The sequence below is a fragment of the Maribacter antarcticus DSM 21422 genome (assembly GCF_000621125.1).
GTDB classification, from domain to species: Bacteria; Bacteroidota; Bacteroidia; order Flavobacteriales; family Flavobacteriaceae; genus Maribacter; species Maribacter antarcticus.
Genome location: NZ_JHZC01000004.1, coordinates 283650 through 302798, shown reverse-complemented (window position 1 = coordinate 302798; position 19149 = coordinate 283650). Strand labels below are relative to the sequence as shown.

Annotated in this window: 18 protein-coding genes; 12 read left to right on the top strand and 6 right to left on the bottom strand. The window is 39.1% G+C overall.

Going from position 1 to position 19149, the window contains the following annotated elements; all coding sequences use genetic code 11:
- Nucleotides 1–104: 104 nt before the first annotated feature.
- On the bottom strand, nucleotides 105–2468 hold the full coding sequence (locus Q360_RS0101325) for a TonB-dependent receptor (RefSeq protein ID WP_027075482.1): 2364 nt from the start codon (nucleotides 2466–2468) through the stop codon (nucleotides 105–107).
- 96 nt (nucleotides 2469–2564) lie between these two features.
- Between Q360_RS0101325 and Q360_RS0101320 the strand changes: the two genes are divergently transcribed.
- The 11 genes from Q360_RS0101320 (at nucleotide 2565) to Q360_RS26410 (ending at nucleotide 12317) form a co-directional block, all read left to right on the top strand.
- A complete protein-coding gene (locus Q360_RS0101320; RefSeq protein WP_027075481.1) occupies nucleotides 2565–3218 on the top strand; it encodes a metal-dependent transcriptional regulator in 654 nt (217 codons plus the stop codon).
- Nucleotides 3219–3252: 34 nt separating this feature from the next.
- Nucleotides 3253–4164: a metal ABC transporter solute-binding protein, Zn/Mn family gene (locus tag Q360_RS0101315; protein ID WP_027075480.1), complete on the top strand. Its 912-nt coding sequence runs from the start codon at nucleotides 3253–3255 to the stop codon at nucleotides 4162–4164.
- A 189-nt stretch (nucleotides 4165–4353) separates the two neighbouring features.
- A complete protein-coding gene (locus Q360_RS0101310) occupies nucleotides 4354–5094 on the top strand; it encodes a metal ABC transporter ATP-binding protein (RefSeq protein WP_027075479.1) in 741 nt (246 codons plus the stop codon).
- Nucleotides 5095–5096: 2 nt separating this feature from the next.
- The gene (locus Q360_RS0101305; RefSeq protein ID WP_027075478.1) at nucleotides 5097–6212 is read left to right on the top strand and encodes a metal ABC transporter permease; all 1116 of its coding nucleotides are present in this window, start codon (nucleotides 5097–5099) and stop codon (nucleotides 6210–6212) included.
- Entirely contained in the window at nucleotides 6205–7365 is a 1161-nt protein-coding gene (locus Q360_RS0101300) for a metal ABC transporter permease (RefSeq protein ID WP_027075477.1), read from the top strand. Before Q360_RS0101305 ends, Q360_RS0101300 begins: the two co-directional genes overlap by 8 nt.
- Before the next feature lie 416 nt (nucleotides 7366–7781).
- The gene (locus tag Q360_RS0101295) at nucleotides 7782–8432 is read left to right on the top strand and encodes a hypothetical protein (RefSeq protein WP_027075476.1); all 651 of its coding nucleotides are present in this window, start codon (nucleotides 7782–7784) and stop codon (nucleotides 8430–8432) included.
- A gap of 189 nt (nucleotides 8433–8621) precedes the next feature.
- Nucleotides 8622–9602 (top strand): formylglycine-generating enzyme family protein, encoded by a 981-nt coding sequence (locus Q360_RS0101290; protein ID WP_036194734.1) that lies wholly within the window; start codon nucleotides 8622–8624, stop codon nucleotides 9600–9602.
- 20 nt (nucleotides 9603–9622) lie between these two features.
- Complete coding sequence (locus Q360_RS0101285; protein WP_036194731.1) at nucleotides 9623–10969, top strand: Gfo/Idh/MocA family protein; 1347 nt, start codon at nucleotides 9623–9625, stop codon at nucleotides 10967–10969.
- 334 nt (nucleotides 10970–11303) lie between these two features.
- A complete protein-coding gene (locus tag Q360_RS26420) occupies nucleotides 11304–11546 on the top strand; it encodes a DUF4372 domain-containing protein (protein ID WP_316931486.1) in 243 nt (80 codons plus the stop codon).
- Between the two features lie 46 nt (nucleotides 11547–11592).
- Nucleotides 11593–11976: a transposase gene (locus Q360_RS27325; protein ID WP_394331931.1), complete on the top strand. Its 384-nt coding sequence runs from the start codon at nucleotides 11593–11595 to the stop codon at nucleotides 11974–11976.
- Between the two features lie 194 nt (nucleotides 11977–12170).
- Complete coding sequence (locus tag Q360_RS26410) at nucleotides 12171–12317, top strand: hypothetical protein (RefSeq protein WP_245603124.1); 147 nt, start codon at nucleotides 12171–12173, stop codon at nucleotides 12315–12317.
- A 257-nt stretch (nucleotides 12318–12574) separates the two neighbouring features.
- On the opposite strand, the gene Q360_RS0101275 is transcribed toward Q360_RS26410, so the two are convergent.
- From Q360_RS0101275 to Q360_RS21950, 4 genes are all read right to left on the bottom strand, one after another.
- Nucleotides 12575–13960, bottom strand: a complete 1386-nt coding sequence (locus tag Q360_RS0101275; RefSeq protein ID WP_027075473.1) for a purple acid phosphatase family protein — start codon at nucleotides 13958–13960, stop codon at nucleotides 12575–12577.
- Nucleotides 13961–14135: 175 nt separating this feature from the next.
- Entirely contained in the window at nucleotides 14136–14387 is a 252-nt protein-coding gene (locus Q360_RS0101270) for a Gfo/Idh/MocA family oxidoreductase (RefSeq protein ID WP_027075472.1), read from the bottom strand.
- A gap of 21 nt (nucleotides 14388–14408) precedes the next feature.
- Nucleotides 14409–15887 carry a sodium:solute symporter family transporter gene (locus Q360_RS21955; RefSeq protein WP_051554510.1) on the bottom strand — a complete coding sequence of 493 codons (1479 nt, stop codon included), beginning with the start codon at nucleotides 15885–15887 and terminating at the stop codon, nucleotides 14409–14411.
- Between the two features lie 14 nt (nucleotides 15888–15901).
- The gene (locus Q360_RS21950; RefSeq protein ID WP_036194729.1) at nucleotides 15902–16813 is read right to left on the bottom strand and encodes a dihydrodipicolinate synthase family protein; all 912 of its coding nucleotides are present in this window, start codon (nucleotides 16811–16813) and stop codon (nucleotides 15902–15904) included.
- 141 nt (nucleotides 16814–16954) lie between these two features.
- On the opposite strand from Q360_RS21950, the gene Q360_RS0101255 reads away from it, so the two are divergent.
- The gene (locus Q360_RS0101255; RefSeq protein WP_027075471.1) at nucleotides 16955–17803 is read left to right on the top strand and encodes an AraC family transcriptional regulator; all 849 of its coding nucleotides are present in this window, start codon (nucleotides 16955–16957) and stop codon (nucleotides 17801–17803) included.
- Between the two features lie 67 nt (nucleotides 17804–17870).
- On the opposite strand, the gene Q360_RS0101250 is transcribed toward Q360_RS0101255, so the two are convergent.
- On the bottom strand, nucleotides 17871–19148 hold the full coding sequence (locus Q360_RS0101250; RefSeq protein WP_027075470.1) for a hypothetical protein: 1278 nt from the start codon (nucleotides 19146–19148) through the stop codon (nucleotides 17871–17873).
- Nucleotide 19149: the final 1 nt, after the last annotated feature.

Below are 19149 nucleotides of genomic sequence, written 5' to 3'. Positions count from 1 at the left end.
ATACTTTTTTTTAAAAGAACCGCCACTAATCATCGCTTTTGAATTACCAGTCCTATCACTTGACCATCGACGGTTCTTTTTAACTAAACTCAAACTTATTTTTTTTAATGCAATTTCCCGAATTTGACGCCAAAGAAAAAAGTCCTTGGAGCAATAGGGCCATACACATAATCCGAATCCCTTGTTGGGCCACTATCAAAATCATCCTGATAGCTATTGAATATATTTTTTACTCCCGCGGAGAACGTGACCATAAAATCATCGTTAAAATCTACATGTGATTCTAGCTTTATATTCAAATCAAAGAAAGAATCTACCTCGTTCAATTGTAAAAATCCGGTATCGCTTATAACAAGTGGTACCGTCATGCCGCCAGTATAGGTTCCAGTAATATCTATATTAAAAAGTTCCGTAGGAATCCAGGACGTATTTAAGTAGCCATAAACGTTAGGGTTTCTAACGAATTCATCTATAACGATATCTGATTCTCCAAGGGTACCATCGGACTCGAACAGTATTTGAGGTTCGTCATATTCTGCCTTTTGCAAAGTACCTCCCAACTGAAACCGCCATGCTGGATCTGGCGATACACCAAATTCAAAGTTAGTTCCATATACACGGGCACCTTCCCCATTTCTGACTTCCTCCAAGATAGAACCGTTATCCAATACCGCACCTGTACTTACAAGCGTAAATGGATCTTCCAAAGTGGTAAAAAATCCTTCTAGTAAAAAATCTAATTGTACTAAATCAATATTTTTAGAATAATTAAACGAGCCCGTGTAAGCATTGGAATACTCGGTATTTAAGTCGTTGGATAGGATAACAAATTGTGGTTCTCCACCCACGCTAGAAATATGCAAATCTTCGTTGAATGCCTGTGGCGCTCGAAAACCTCTAGCATAACCACCACGGAATTTCAAATCATCCAAAAGTTCATACAGAACCGTAAACCTAGGGGAAAATGCCGTCTGGTTAATATCCACACCTCGGCTGATTCCCCCAATAGAATAATCGCCATCTACCTTCACATTATCTACTCGGGTGCCAACGAGCGCAGTAAATCTTTCACTCGGCTTCCATTCGTACTGCACATAACCTCCTAAGGCATTTACACTCTGGTCTATAAGGCGGTTGTAACCTGCTATCTGATCCTTGGTTTCGGTATGATTAAATTCTGTGCCCACAGTAAGCACGTCGGTATTCTTAAACGCTTTAGTGAACTGCACACCGTTTACCCAAGCTAAATCTCGGGTAGTACCAAATGCATTATTAGCCGAAATACTGTCTTGTCGCGTGCGTTCGCCACCAAGACCGCCGTAATAACTGTCCCTATTAGTGTAAGATGCCGAAGTATATGCCTGAAACTGACTCATATTATCCTTACTATTTAGTTCATAATCCACACCTCCGATAAAGGTATCATGATCTAGTTCCTCGGTAATATCGGTAAATTGTGGCGCCAAATCAAGCTTATTCCCTCCACGGCGGTACTCTCGTATAGCGGTAAGGTTCACGGATATTTTACTGCGGTCGTTGGGGCGCACAAAGGCTTTTGTACCAACGGTATTATTAACTATCTCCACCAGTTCGGTAAACCCATCATCGTTGGCGTCCCAAGCTTCGCGATTGCGGTAGGTGCCAAAAAAGGTTGCCCCGCTATTCAGGTCGTCTGCCACAACAGAAGTATTGAAACTTAACATCCGGTCGGCAGCTTCGCCGTTGATCAATGCTAGGTTGGTTCCTACCTCCCATGTATTTAAAATTGGGTCTTTCGTAATCACGTTGACCGTACCAGCAATTGCATTAGAACCGTACAAAGCAGATCCACCGCTGCGCACCACCTCCACACGTTCTATAATATTGGTAGGTATTTGCTCCAACCCATAAACTCCTAATAAAGATGTAAATACGGGTCTGCTATTTAATAATACTTGCGTGTAACCCCCAGAAAGTCCATTCAGGCGCACCTGCGTAAAGCCACAGTTTTGGCAATTGGTCTCTACTCGTACTCCCGGTGCATAGTTAAGTCCGTCTGCCAAAGTCAAAGACTGTGTTGCATTTAATAATCTGGGCTGTATGGTAGACACTACTACAGGAGCATTTCTGCGTTCGACTCGATTACGGGTTGCGCTCACTACTACTTCTTCCAAACCTAATGCATCTTCCAGCAACTCAAAATCAAGCGTCAAGGTTTGATTGTTAGTCACAGTAATTTCCTTTACCATGCTTCTATAACCTTGTGAACTTACCTGAATGCTGTGTGTTCCTGCTGGTACTTTCAATGTATAGATCCCTCGTTTATCCGATGTTGCACCTTGAGAACCATTTTTCACATATACGGAGGCAAAAGGCACCGTCTCATCTCCTGATAAAATTGTACCTTTAATAGTTGCACTTTCAGTTTGACCGAAAACACCTAAAAGCGGCAAAAGTAAAATTAAAAAAGCTATTTTTCTAGACATCATTTTCTATAATTTTGAATAAATATAATTAATATTTAGGCAAACCTAATACTTTATTATTAAAGGATAAAATGTATCTTTACATTTTATTTGAAAATTATGTTTACACAATCAGAAGAAAACTACTTAAAGGCTATATTTCATTTACAGGAAGAAGAAGAAGGCGGTATCTCTACAAGCAGTCTTTCTGAAAAATTGAATACCAAAGCAGCATCAGTCACGGAAATGATCAAGCGCTTAGCGGATAAAGAATTAGTGGATTATCAGAAATATTATGGCGTAAAATTAACGGATACCGGCAGAAATCATGCTTTACTTATCATTCGAAAGCACCGCTTGTGGGAGTATTTCTTGGTAGAACGACTTAATTTTAATTGGGACGAAGTACATGATGTTGCCGAACAACTAGAGCATATTAAATCTCCAAAACTGGTAGAAGAATTGGATGCCTTTTTAGGCCGACCTGAATATGACCCGCACGGTGATCCAATACCAGATGCCAAAGGGAACCTACCCGAATATCCCAAAAAGAAACTTTCCCAGCTTAAGACAGGTGATTACGGTATTTGTAAAGGTTTCAATGATAACTCTTCGGCTTTTTTACAATTTGTGGCAAAGCAAAAAATTGGATTGGACACGACGATTAAAGTTATAAATATTGAATCCTTTGATCAAAGCATGACGGTTTTGGCGGATAAAAAGGAAGTATTGCTATCCAAAACAGCCACAGATAACATCTACATTGAAAACTAAACGTTTGATCTTCAAAAAAATCCTACCTAATAAAATGAAAAAAATTATAACCATACTATTTATTACCGTCCTTTTTGTACGTTGTAATGACGTAAAAAAATCCACAGATGGGAAACTAAATATCGTGACCACGACCTCAATGATTACAGATCTGGTCAGGAATATTGGCAGAGATTCTGTAAACGTGCAAGGACTCATGGGAACTGGAGTAGATCCACATCTATATAAGGCAAGTGAGGGCGATGTTTCTAAACTCACAAATGCGGATGTTGTCTTTTATAGCGGTCTTCATTTAGAAGGGAAGCTGGTAGATGTATTTGAGAAAATGGGTAGAAACACCAATACGATAGCCTTGGCCGAAGTACTGGACAAAAACAAGTTGATAGGGTCCGAATATTTCGCCTCCAGCTTTGATCCGCATATTTGGTTCAATATTGAGTATTGGAAGCAACTTACGATTTACCTTACGTCAGAATTAAGTAGACTAGACCCTAATAATTCTGCCTTTTTCGAAAAGAATAAGTCGTTTTATTTGGAACAGTTAGATGCCCTTGAAGAAGAGATATTAAAAACCATAGCGACACTTCCTGATGAAAAAAAAGTCTTAGTTACCGCCCACGACGCCTTCAATTATTTTGGAGAAGCCTACGGTTTTGAGGTCGTTGGTCTACAAGGCCTAAGTACTGCCACCGAAGCAGGGGTGCAAGATGTCCAAAATCTAGCTAAACTCATTATTGATAAAAAAGTACGCGCTATTTTCGTCGAAACCAGCGTACCCAAACGCACTATTGAAGCCTTAAAACAAGCCGTACTGTCTAAAGGTTTTGAAGTCGAAATTGGGGGAACGCTATATTCTGATGCGCTAGGAAATACAGGCACGGACGAAGGTACGTATTTAGGCATGTTCCGGTATAACGTGGATACGATTGTGGAGGCGTTAAAGTAATTTGTAATCAAAAAGGATTTGACTGAGGCAGTTGGTCGTACCTAGTGAAAAAATAAACGCCCTTGCGAGGCGGGTAATAATTGGCTGAGTTTTGTATAAACGGTAACGTAACGAAGTAATCAATTTGAAACTGGATGCATTAACTACATCTAGATAGAAGCTTGTATTTGTATTTTAATTTAGAACACCATGAACAATAACCTTCCTGCAATACAAATAGATGACCTTACCGTAGCCTACGATTACAAACCGGTCTTGTGGGATATTGACCTTGTGATTCCTGAAGGCGTCCTAATGGCGATTGTTGGGCCGAACGGAGCCGGAAAATCTACGTTGATTAAATCAATTTTAGGGATTATAAAGCCCATTGCCGGCACGGTACAAGTCTTTGGTAAACCTTACAAAAAACAAGTAGATAAGGTAGCCTATGTGCCCCAAAAAGGGAGTGTAGACTGGGATTTTCCCACGACCGCCCTCGATGTTGTCATGATGGGTACCTACGGAAATCTAGGCTGGATCAAACGTCCTGGACAAAAAGAAAAGAAAGTATCCTTGGAAGCCTTGGAAAAAGTAGGGATGTTGGAGTTTAAAAGTCGCCAAATAAGCCAATTAAGTGGCGGACAGCAACAACGTATTTTTCTTGCCCGTGCCTTGGTGCAAAATGCAGAAATTTACCTGATGGACGAACCTTTTCAAGGCGTGGATGCTACCACAGAAAAAGCCATAATTAATATACTTAAAGAGTTACGTCAAGCAGGAAAAACATTAATCGTTGTGCACCATGATTTACAAACAGTTCCTGAATATTTTGATTGGGTCACCTTTCTTAATGTAAAGGGAATAGCATCAGGCCCTGTAATGGAGATTTTCAATGATGACAATCTTACCAAAACCTACGGGATAAATTATAAAGTAGCTGTTAATCAATAGGCATGGAACTAATCGATTTTTTCACGGACTATACCTTGCGTACCATTACACTTGGTACTGCCATTTTGGGTGCTATTTGTGGCATGTTGGGCAGTTTTGCTGTGCTCCGTAAACAAAGTCTTTTGGGAGACGCTATTTCACATGCTGCGCTTCCAGGAATAGCGATTGCCTTTTTAATTACCGGAGTTAAGGATGCAAACTATATTTTAATCGGCGCACTTGTTAGTGGTCTTGTGGGTACCTTTTGGATTAAGGGTATTGTAAAGCGTACACGTTTAAAAAGTGATACAGCCCTAGGGCTTATTCTTTCTCTATTTTTTGGTTTTGGAATGCTACTACTCACCTTTATTCAAAAAATGCCAAATGCGAACCAAGCGGGACTTGATAAATACCTTTTTGGTCAAGCCGCAACCTTGGTAGAGAAAGATGTGTGGATTATGGCGATTGTTACGGGTATTAGTCTATTGGTACTCCTTTTATTTTGGAAAGAGCTTAAACTCTTACTATTTGATGTCGATTACACCAAAACCTTGGGCTTCAACACCCGTTTTTTAGATATTTTAATCACTACTTTTATCGTACTAGCTATCGTATTGGGCCTACAAACCGTAGGAGTAGTACTTATGAGTGCTATGTTACTTGCTCCTGCTGCTGCTGCCCGGCAGTGGACCAATAGCCTGGGCGTGATGGTTGTTTTAGCTTCGGTTTTTGGAGCATTTTCAGGGGTTTTTGGAACTGCGATTAGCGCCAGTCAGAACAACCTATCAACAGGACCTGTTATCGTTTTGGTGGCAGCGACTTTTGTAGTTATTTCCTTCATATTTTCACCTAGCCGCGGATTATTATTTAGAGAAATTCGCTTTAGAAAAAACCGTAGGGAAATCCACCTTAAAAAGACCCTGACCTTTATGTACCACATTGCTAAGAACCATGAAAATGTATCGCATCCGCATACCATTCGTATCCTTAATAATTTTCAAGGCTTTACTAGAAAAACATTAACCAAATTAGAAGAGAAACAGTTCATACAAATTCAAGGTAACGACTGGGCCATGACGGAAAAAGGCTATGTGGAAGCGAAATCTATTTTCAACCAAATAGGAAAAGAAAATGACTAACGCGCAAATAGAAATACAACTAATTGCAGCACTGGTAGCCGTTGCCTGTGCTTTGCCAGGTACTTTTTTAGTACTCCGCAAAATGGCCATGATAAGTGATGCCATTAGTCATGCCATACTTCCAGGTATCGTGTTGGGTTTTTTCATCACACAAGACTTGAATTCGCCCTTACTTATTTTACTCGCAGCACTTACTGGTGTCATTACCGTGGTACTCGTAGAATTCATTCAAAAAACAGGTTTGGTCAAAAAAGATACGGCTATTGGATTGGTTTTTCCGGCGTTGTTTAGCATCGGGGTTATTCTAATCTCAAAAAATGCCAATGATGTTCATTTAGATATCGATGCCGTACTCCTGGGCGAATTAGCATTTGCCCCCTTTGACCGACTCTTCATCTCCGGAACCGATATGGGACCTAAATCGCTATGGGTCATTGGTACTATTTTACTGATTTCCGTAGTATTGTTATTCTTATTCTTTAAAGAGTTGAAATTGAGTACGTTTGACAAAGGCTTGGCTACGACCCTAGGATTTTCGCCGGTGATATTACATTACGGACTTATGACGGTTTCCTCAGTCACCATAGTGGGTGCTTTTGATGCTGTGGGTGCCGTTTTGGTCGTCGCACTCATAATAGCACCCGCTGCAACTGCTTATTTACTTACGGACGATTTAAAAAGGATGCTGTTGTTAAGCTGTTTGTTCGGTATCATAGCTGCCATAGCTGGTTACTGGATGGCAAATATTCTGGACGCTTCCATTGCAGGCTCTATGACCACCGTTTTAGGTATGCTGTTTTTATTCGTTTATCTGTTTTCGCCAAAACAAGGGGTGTTACACGGATTTTTTAGGGAACGGCGGCAACGCGTAGAAGTCTCCCTTTTGATATTCTTGCTACACCTACAAAACCATACAGAAGAGGAGGAACGCCACGTAAACCACCTTCGGGAGCATATCAACTGGCAGAAAGTGCGCGCGAAAACCGTATTAGAACTTGCCGCCAAGAACAACCTTATTCATACATCAAACCAAATTATTTCCCTAACGGACAAAGGCCAAGAATTCACCGACGAAGCTTTAAAATATATTACTACAAACAAGGCTACTGCCATTGAAGATCTTAAGGAACGGTTTTTCTTATTTCGTGGATAACCGCAGTTCATAAATTTCGTATAGCAAGATACTGAAATCGTCAGTTTTAAATACTGTAAATCGCGCTTGAGCACTTCTACTTCTACTAAAACCAGCGTATACATGTATACCCTAAAGTGTAAGTATACGCTGCTCTTACCCTATATTTTTAGCAGATTTTATTTGATTGATATAAAATCAAAGAGAACATCGTGTCCAATAAGGGTGCCGGTTGCGAACTCGTTAATGAAAAGTTTCCTCACAGACATATTAAACAGTAGGGAGGTCAACATTTGGAATTATCACCTATCTTTATCATCACCATAGGTAGTAAGTTGATAAACTCAGTATTGGTTCTAATCCCGATTACCCGAAAACATGAATGTTACATCCTTTTTTTTAAGGACCTGATTATTCATACCCAACAAGCATAATAAATGATACGTTCTCTATTTATAATTTGTTTTTTTATTTCGACCTCTAGTCGTGCACAGTTAGATGGCAATTCAGTATTTACCCTACCTGCTGCCTCAGAAACACAAATTCTAAGCATAGCAGATGCAAACACTGGTGCATTGGCTTATGCAAATGATACGCAAACAGTTTATGTTTACGATGGCACCAATTGGGTTAAAATGGAAGCCACAACGAGCGATGTTTACCTAGGTGTTTTTATCATAAACGGCACAGGAGATATTCCTATAACTGGTATTCCGTTTGGTCCTTCTAGCGCAAGCTTTGTTGCCCATGCAAATATTGAAAGTCTAAGTATAAATACTGACAATGGGGTTGGAAACAATAGTGCTACTATTGCCAACACATTCGGCACGTCCAATGGTTTTTCTAGAAACGATAGTGGTTCCCTTATACAACAAAGTATTTATGTTGGTGGTAGTGGGAATTCTATTAATGATATTTCTAGGTTTGCTTCTAATGCACACTGTGTTGGAATTAGATATACCAATCAAAATGGGGATAATCTGGGGACTACTACTGCAAGAGTAAGTAGTTTTACTTCCACTGGTTTTGTAGTTAATGTGGACAACTATGCTGATGGATTGGTTGTATTGTATAAAGCTTATCGGTAAAGAGTTTGGTCTGAATAGGTTCTATTTAAATTACCAGAGCCCGCTACAATATGGAAAATAATAGTAGGTATGATACATAATTGACTCGTATCGATACATAATTGACATTTTCAATACAAACAGCCATACAAGTACCCACTTTGGTCTAAAACTGAGTAGTTTCAGGTAGAAATAATCTATATTTAGGGAATGAAGTATAGAAATACCTCACTCCTGCTCCTATTTCTTTTAGGATTCATTTCTAGTTTTTCACAAGAAAAGGAAGGTAATAACTACCAACAAAAGCTTACAGGATCAGGTGTCACGATTGATATGGTTTCTATATCGGAAGGAACGTTTGCCATGGGTAGTCTAGAATCCGAAACAAACAGAGAAACCGATGAAGGTCCCGCTCACGAAGTGCTAATCGATGCGTTTTGGATGTCTAAGTATGAAGTAACTTGGGAACTCTACAACCTGTTCGTAAATAGGAATATTGATAGATTCACCAATACATCAAAGGGTTCAGATGTTAATATAGCCATAGATGCATTAGCCGGAGCAACTATGCCTTATGTAGATATGAGTTTGGGAATGGGTACCGGAGCCGGGTTGCCTGTTGGGAATGTAACCCATCATGCAGCGTCTGCCTTTTGCGTGTGGCTGTCCGCTAAAACAGGTTATTTTTATCGCTTGCCCACAGAGGCAGAATGGGAATATGCCGCAAGGGCCGGAAGCAGTACCGCCTATCATTTTGGAGATGATATAACCGCATTGGACGACTATGCGTGGCACTATAAGAACAGTAATGATACGTACCATAATGTGGGTCAAAAAAAACCAAATGCCTGGGGATTACATGATATGCATGGTAATGTTGCGGAATGGACACTAGACCAATACCTACCCGAAGCCTATCAAAAAAGAGAGCAAATAAGCATGAACCCTTGGGAAGTTGCAACAACCGAATATCCTAGAATCGCACGTGGTGGTTCTTATGATGATAATGCCGAGGCTTTAAGGAGTGCCGACAGAACTCCTTCTAAAGAACGATGGAAGATGCGCGATCCTCAATTCCCAAAGAGTAAATGGTGGAATACGGATGCCCCTTTCGTTGGGTTTAGACTCGTACGCCAGGCAGCTACGCCAACACCAGCCAAAATGAAAAAATACTGGAACCAACAATTATAAAACTATAAAAACTGAAAAACATGGGGGAATTAGAAAAATTAAAATGGGATGTATCAAAACCAACCAGACGAGGTTTCGTTAAAAGTAGTGCATTACTGACGGCAGGAATGTTATTACCTGGTATGGAAATGAGTGCTATGGCAAACGTTTTTAATGATAAAAAGTTGAAGATTGCTGTTGTGGGTTGCGGTGGCCGAGGTACAGGAGCAGCCAACCAAGCACTAAAGGCAGATGAAAATATAGAATTGGTTGCGATGGCAGATGCTTTTCAAGATCAATTAGACAAGAGCTTTACCAACCTACAGAAAGCCTACGAAGGAACTGGTAAAATAAATGTAAAAGACAAACATAAGTATGTAGGCTTTGATGCCTATAAAAAAGCCATTGATCAAGCTGATGTGGTAATCCTTGCAACCCCGCCAGGATTCCGGCCTCACCATTTTGAATATGCCGTAAACGCTGGTAAACATATTTTTATGGAGAAACCCATGGCCACAGATGTTCCTGGGATTCGTAAAGTATTGAAGATGGCAAAAGTGGCAAAAGAGAAAAAATTAAACGTGGTGGTTGGCCTCCAACGTCATTACCAAGATAACTATCTGGCGATTGCAGAAAAAATAAAAGAGAACACCGTTGGGAAAATAACATCAGGGCAAGTCTATTGGAACAGCGGTGGCGTTTGGGTACGTCCCAGAAAACCCGGCCAGACTGAAATGGAATACCAAATGCGTAATTGGTACTATTTCAATTGGCTATGTGGCGATCACATTTTAGAGCAGCACATTCACAACATAGATGTTGCCAATTGGTTCTTGGGGGAATATCCTATTTCTGCTCAAGGCATGGGTGGACGACAAATACGTACCGGAATAGATCATGGAGAAATATTTGACCATCATTTTGTTGAATTCACGTATCCAAGTGGTGCTGTAATTTCAAGTCAATGTCGTCATCAGCCAGGAACATGGTCTAAAGTGGGAGAGAATTTTCAGGGAACCAAAGGGCGCATAGATATGAAAGATGCAGGTACGGCTAGTATCGTTGATCTTGAAGGGAATACCGTCTTTGAACACCGCGGAAAAAACGACCCAAACCCTTATCAAGTAGAACATGATAGACTTTTTGCATCCATACGGAATAATGAAGTCATTAGCGATGCAGAAAATGGAGCAAAAAGTACCATGACCGCTATCTTAGGAAGAATGGCAACCTATTCCGGGAAAGTAATTACTTGGGAAGAAGCAATGAAATCTGAAAAACTTTTGGTTCCTAAAGATTTAAATTGGGATTCTACACCACCAACGATGCCTGATGCAGACGGTCGCTATCCAATTCCTACGCCAGGAACAACAGATGTAATTGGCTAATTCTCTTAGTTGAGAAAGTAATGACTAAAACAAAGATTAGAGATACCGATTCTTAAATCAAAAAATCCAATCATGAAAATGATTGGATTTTCTTTTTTGGGATGGTATAGTTAACCTCAAGCTAAAACCAAGAGCAGTGAATGGCACCAAAGTAAAACAATAAGACAAGGGGTTACCAGACTATAAAAAGGAAAGTCGATTTGGAGGTTTCTACAGTACCTATACCGTAAAAGTTCCTTCCAAACGTACCAAACGGCAAAAGAAACCAATCTATAACCAATAGCGTCTTAAACGATTAAAAAAGAAAAAAAATTTATTCCTCAAAGTTACCTTTGTGGTGCAAGACAAAAAGCACCTTTATCTGATAATAAATATAACTTTGTTTTCTCAAATAATCTACATCTTGGATAGTTCAAAATTCAAGAAACTTGTAAACTTGGGTAAAACTGATAAGCATCAAAAGGGTTTTGACAGCTGCTCACATTTAGTATCGATGTTCCTTTGTCAATTTGCTAAAAGCCCCATCAAAATCTACATTAAGCTACCAAAACAAGTACAGAAGTTGGGAGCTCTTTAGATATTATTATTACATTCTAATTGAAAGTTTAGGACAGCAGGCCCAAATGAAACGTACTAAATTTAAAATTAAATCAAAAATACTTTTGTTAGGCGCAACAACAATAAGTCTTTGTTTGTCTCTCTTTGATTGGGCGAAATACAAAACGAAAAAGGGAGCCGTAAAAATGTACACATTACTTGATTATGATGGGTATTTACCCACTTATGTGAATGTTACTGTAGGAAAAAAAGCGAATAATAACCGTGCTTACGACATCCCACTATCTAAAGGGATTGTTATTGTTGCGGATAGATTTTCTAATGACTTTGCTCTCATAAATGTTTGGGAAAGCAACCAAGTGTATTTTGTGGTTAAACATAAATCTAATATAAAGTGCAACACCATTAAAGAATTTGTATTACCAGAGCAGAGACACCAACATGCCTAAAGTAAGAAATCATTGAGCTTACTGGCAATAAAACCAACGAAAAATATACTAAAAAACTCCGTAGAGTAGCCTTATGGGAGGTTGATATCTTCTTTAGAGACATCAAAGAGCAACTACACATTAAATCTTTCATTGGGACAAGCTATACTGCGGTGATGATACAAATTTGGACCGCACTTATAACCATCCTAATCGTGAAAGTATTACAAACTCAGGCCAAACATGCTTGGTATTTATCAAAAATAGAAGCATTTATAAGATTAAATCTCTTTGTAAAAGTAGAGTTACATAAATGGCTTGATAATTCATTTGTCAAAGAACAACCACCACCAAATTTATAGGTACAAGGGATTCTTTTTTGAAAATCAATACGTATACGCCGTCAAGCCAATAAAATGATTAGATTTAAGACAGGATTGATTCAAATCTAGAAACATCATTTATTGAAATAAAAAAAATATCCCAAGACCTTCATACCATTATGGAAGGAATAAGAGAAGTGGATGGCACTATAAACTACCTTTCAAAAGATACGCATCGTAGGTGTGACCCAAAATGAAACAGCGAGGGAAAATTTTGCAAGTAGCCTGCAAAAAGTTTACTCCGGCTTAACAAAATCTTTTTTCAATCTGACTGCATTTTTGGGCACTTTGTTTATCAGCTTCTTTTTTCCATTTTTCTTTACAAGTTCAAAAGCATCGTAAAGTGTTCCTATAGAAGTGTAAGCACCATATTTTATGCTGTTCTCCGAAACTGTTATTATCTGGAATAATTGAGTATGCTCTCCTCTTCTAACCATCCATTTTTGGTTTTGAGATTCGTACATTTTTGGTCCACTAACAGAAACTGCGTAAATAGTTCCGGCATCTTTTACAACTGTCAAACCTTTCCCCTCGTTCTTCACATAACCCCTTGCATAGGTATGGTCATGGCCCTGCAAAACCAAATCGACATCATATTTATCCATTAAAGGTTTTAGAGCTTCCCTAAGCTCTTTATTGTCCCTCCCTTTAGCAGTTGAATAAATGGGATAATGCATGGTGATGGTCGTCCATTTTTTTGTGTTCGACTTTAAAACAGAGTCCAACCATTTTACTTGAGCCTCACGAGCTTCTATACTTTCATCAAAACCTTCGGCGTCTATAGAGATTAATTTCATGTCTTGATAGTCTATAGCATAGCAGGTTTCCTTTAATTCATCAATCGGGCCGTTTTCAGGCAAGGTAAATTGGGGCCTCCATAAAGAAGACAATACCCCATCCCTATATTCGTGGTTGCCGGGTGTCATTATACTTGGTACAGTAGCATGAATAAAACTGCCGGCATGAAACCATTCACCCCATTCTAAGTTCGCGTCCCTATCATTGATTAAATCACCTGCATGTAGCATAAAATCTACTTCCGGAAATTGTCTGTATGAATTTCGAATAACTCTAGACCACAATGATTTTACATTATTTTGGGCATCGCCGAAATAGATAAAACTAAAAGGTTCTACCATATCGGTTCTAGCGGTCGTAAACTGAAACCACTCGCTCCAATACGCATCATGTTCAAGGCCGTTCCCTACACGGTATACATAGGTAGTGTTCGGTTGAAGATTGCCAATTACTGCAGAGTGGTACGTAGCCTTAACCAAGGGTTCCTTTCTATTTTGATTTTCGAATTTTTGGGAAACCGCCTGAATCTCTTGCACTTCACGAAACAAGAATTCTGGCCCGTCGGTTGCGACGGCAACTTCTACGACACCCGTATTAACCTGTTGATCTGTTCTCCAATTCACACCAAAACTATGAGCGGGGTCAACCGTAAGATTGGCTATTATTCGATCTGGTGTACGCGACGGAAAAATCAGTTTATGGGCATACACTGAATCATGCTCGGCATAATGACTATGGCCATGATGCTCCGTATCCTGGGCATTCACGACAAAACTTAATACCAATGTCATACCTAAGAATACTAGATTGTTTTTAGTTTTCATCCTCTCATTTATTTATATTATAAAACTATGCTATCCTTCGATCAGAACCTTCTCTTTCATGTCATATTAATGTTACTAATCGAAAAGCGTAGCTCTAAAAATCTATTCGTTTTCTCAATGCATTTCTTGCATGTATTTTCTCGATAACAACGCTATTGTTTATAACACCCTTTAATTACACAGGCACCTCTTCACCTTCTAAAATAGCAAGGGGAAAAGTATCCGTTTGAATTTCTTCGTCTTTTAAAAGGGCTTCATAACTATTGCAGGGTTTTGGAATATTGAATTGCTCCGCAACGCTATTTGCCTTTTTTGAATTTCGAGATGCAATGGCCATTACATGAGAATACTCACTTTGCAACATAACGGGTATCACCTGCTCAACAGCAATAGTAGCGGCACCCAGCACCCCCCAATTTATTTTCATTTATATAATCGCTAGAATTACTTATTTCTTATTCTTATTGATGGCCACAAATACCAAGGCTAACAAAATTAATCCGGCGGTAGCAAGAGCGCCGATGATTATAGGGTCAATAGTACATTCTAACCAGCTATACTCTGGCGATAAATCTCTTAAAAACGTACCCCATATTATTATAAAAACACTAAAAATTACGGAAACTATTCCCTGCCAAGGTTTTATTTTTGCATTGAAAATTGCTAAAAGGAAAAGCCCTAAGATACCACCACCGAATATTCCTGATATTTGCCACCAAATGTCCAAGGCACTTTCCGTATTGATCAATAGCAACGCAAAGGCAATTCCAAACATACCCCAAACAACGGTTGTCCACCTTAGAAAACGAATACTACTTTTTTCAGAAGCATTGGGTCTAAAGTACCTTTTGTAATAATCAAGATATAAGACTGTAGCCGAAGAATTCAATGCGGAATCAACGGTACTCATAGATGCTGCAAGAATAGCGGCAATAATCAGCCCTTTTAGCCCCACAGGTAGTTCGGTAGCAATGAAATACGGAAAAACCTCATCGCCTTTCGTTATAGGAGAATCTAAAACATGCCCTGCACCCGAATAAAATGCGAACATTGCGGTACCAATGTATAAGAAGATAGCCGTTAATGGCAAGTAAATGAGCATGGCTATCCACAATGCCTTTTTTGCTTTTTTCTCCGTAGCAACCGAACTATATTTTTGGGTGTAGTTTTGATCGGCCATTAAGTTTCTAATATTCTCCGTAACCCCATATATGATCATTACCCAGACGGTACGGCTGCTCAACGAAAAGGAAGTGTCGCCCAAACTAAACTTATTGGCATCAATTGCATTCTCTATTAAAAAGTCGGGCTCAGAAAAGATATTGACTGTTAAGATATAGGCACTGAAGAGCAACCCGCCAATCATAATAATTGATTGCAGAACATCGGTCCAAATAACCGCTTCCATACCTCCCATCAACGTATATGCAACGGTAAGTGCTCCAATTATTAAAATCAGCATTTTAATATCGACATCGATAAAAGAAGTCAACAACAAAGAGGAAAGATATAAGATAACCGCTGTTCTTCCTATCATGAAAAGCACAAATGAAAAAGACGCATAAACCCTTCCCCAATCACCTATTCTTTCTTCAAGGTACTTATAGACGGAGATTATTTTATTCTTACGATAAAGTGGAATGACATACTGCGCCACGAACCAGGTTACCGGAATTGTGGTTAAGGCAAAAATCAAAGGATGCCAATTATCGTCAAATGCCTTGCCAGGAACGGCAATGTAAGATATACTACTGGTATAGGCGCTCATTACGGCAATACCAGCTGCCCAAGCTGGAATGCCCATGCCAGCAACCATAAATTCTTCGGAGGTCTTTGTCTTTCGTAAAAAGTAAATTCCCATAATGAGCATGACCAAACCATAAATAACCAAAATGATTGTATCTAATGTCCCAAGCTGGTAGTTCATGGTCTTTATGTATTTTATTTTATAGGACTCCTTACTAACATGGCAATATATGTTGCAATCTTCGCCCTACCTTCAGCATCCAATTTACGTAAAGGCATTGCCATGTGATCATCACAAATGCCCATAACGGATAATGCACCTTTTATTCCTTTGGTAATTCGTGATTGGTACTTTCCCACACTATATATTGTTTCGTAAATATACTTCACCTTCTGCTCAAGTTCGGAAATTATCAACCTGTTGTTTTGCATAGAAGCGTCATAAAGTTCCACAAACAAGCCGGGCATAAAATTGGCACCTCCTGCAACCGCACCATGTCCGCCTTTTCTTATGGTCTCCGACAGGTAAGATTCCGTACCTACAATAATGGAAAACTCAGGTGAATCTTTAAATTCTTCAATCAAATCTATTAAATATTCTAGATTGCCCGAACTGTCCTTAATACCAATAGCCCCCAATTCTTTGGCGCGGCTAACAACGTCCATAGAAAGATGTAATTTGGTACAACTTGGCATGTTATATATAATAAACGGCAAGTTCAATTTAGGCACCAAGGTCTCAAGGTAATCAATCATTTCAATTTGGGAAATTGGAAAATAATAAGGTGGGGCAATTACGACGGCATCGGCGCCTGCTCTTCTTGAATGCTCGGTTATATCTATTGAACCTTTGAACGAAGTATCCGTTATACCAACTAAGACCGGCACTCTTTTAGCTATTAAAGTACAGGCTTTGCTTATGAGTTCCTTACGAAATTCATAGGTAAAACTAGGAGCTTCACCGTTGGAGCCTAAAAGAAATATTCCATGAACACCACCTGAAATCAAATGCTCAATAAGTCGTTCTAATCCTTTCTCGTCTAGTTCACCTGTTGCGGTCAGAGGCGTAATCATTGGTGGTATGATTCCTCTTAAATCTATACTCATAATTTTTATTTGGTTCTTTACAAAGTAAATTGAAATACTTTCGGTGTACCACACTTATTTTACATAAAACACATAGTATATTAACCTAATATGTGAAAAATATTATGTAATATTGAGTAAAAGAGGTAATATATTTAGAATATGGAATTTGTTTTTGAAAAAATTTTTGTTCCAGATAACCATTCCTTTATTTCGAGGAAATTACCACTGTCCTCGAATGCAAGAATTCATTCCCATAAGAATTTTGAACTCAACTACATCTGTTCCGGTATAGGGCGGCGAATTGTTGGAGACAATATTTCTGGTTTTGAAAAAGATGATTTGGTTTTATTGGGGCCAGAGCTTCCCCATTGTTGGGAACTCTTGGATTCTGAAAAAAATGAAGTCTCCACCTGTATCGTAACCCATTTCTCTGAAAATATAATTGACTCAGATTTTTTTAGAATGCCCGAACTTCAAAAAGTTGTTGAACTTCTTAAAAATGCGAACACGGGTATTAGATTTAAAATTGAAGACAATTCTGAAATAAGGCAGATTTTAATTGAACTTTCAGAAAGTAAAGGGCTAGAATATTATATAGGCTTATTAAAAGTATTTAATAACCTACTAAAAATTGAGGATAGGGAAAGCCTTTCCAATCCTATGAACCTATCCTCTGTATTTTCAAAAAACAGAGAGAAAATCAACAAAGTTTATGAATATGTTTTTCAAAATATTCAAGAAGGCATACGACTCGAGGATGCCTCGTCAGTTTTGAATATGGCGCCAAGTTCTTTCTGTAGATTTTTCAAAAAGAAGACAGGTCTTTCTTTTATGGAGTACGTAAAAAACGTACGCGTGGGTATTGCGGCAAAGTTATTAGCAGAAACGGATAAACAGATAACCCAAATTTGTTTTGAAAGTGGTTATAATAATTTAGCAAATTTCAATCATTACTTTAAGGCAAACATGGGGAAAACACCTTCTGACTATCGCAAGAATTTTAGGTAGCCTTACCATCTTTCATGATTGAAACCCTGCTACGAACTCAAGCTGAAAATATCTATTTTAATTCCATCTACTCTATTTCAAACCGGTTACGACTATTGGGAAGTTCTACGTGTATACTGATCGCTATTAGCGAAATAAGGGCTAAAAACAAAAGGATTGCCAATACACAAACAAACCATTTTTTGCTATCTAAGCGACCTGTAACTTGTTGGGTCCATGAAATTTCTGCCTTTGGGGACCATATAAAAATCAAAATAATGTTTAGGATGTAAAAGTGATGGTTCAGCTCCACTTTCTCGGCAAACAGCCCTGAAACAGCATAACTTATCAAAATGTACACGCTAAAATAGACAAAGAGAAATAGCCGTACATCCTTCTTCCCATACATATTGTCCTTTAACTTATAAATTAGCAGTACTGCCATCATCACTAGGGCAATTGCGACGAAGGTCGTACTTACTAAAGCTATCTGTTCTATGTTTGGAATTTCTCCCAAACGCCTTACCAAATGATCGTAGGTCAACGACTCTCGATATACGATTAAGGGAACGAAAACCAAGAGTACGAACAGGGCAACTCTATTGACCCAAGTTTTGGTTTTTGCCGCTTGATCCAGAGGCCAAGAAGATGAAAATACGCCGTAGGACATACCTATACCGCCAAAGAATCCTATGCTGTATTCCATAACATTCCACATATTGAATGGAACTTCGAATACATTGCCTACAATTTGTAAAAAGTTTCCGAAACCAAAACCAAAGCCACCACCAAGAGCAGAAAAAATAGCGACCCGTATAGCCGAATTTCTTTTTTTGCGAGCCATGTGCAATAGCATGGCCAGACCGGCTCCTAAAATTAGGGCCCAAGCTTCAGATCTGGGTGGGGTCATCTTAAACCCGATTTGTTCGATTAGAAAAAAATAGGTCAGTAAGCCGCCTGCTACCATTTCCGAGACCAAAGCCCCCCAATCAACCTTGTTTTTTTTTGTTGAATCCAGAACTAGGCCCACCAACCCACCGCCCAGTAATCCAAACAGCGCACCAATGACGAAAAGCATGCTAAGACCGTAAAAAACATTAATGAAATTATCTACTCTACCATACCCCACTACCATGCCATAACTTATCATACCCCCAGCGCCCCAGCCTATCGCGGATGCCAAGGCTATAATCGGTATTTTGGAGTACCAATCTTTTCTATTGGAGACCAAAACCAAGGCTAAGGCACCGATAGCGCCCGCCCAAGCAGCACCCTGTTCGTGACCAAATTGTCCTCTGATTGCCCATGCCGTAGCTAGTGACATGGCTACTAACAAAATTCCTATTACTTGTTTTTTGAAATTCATT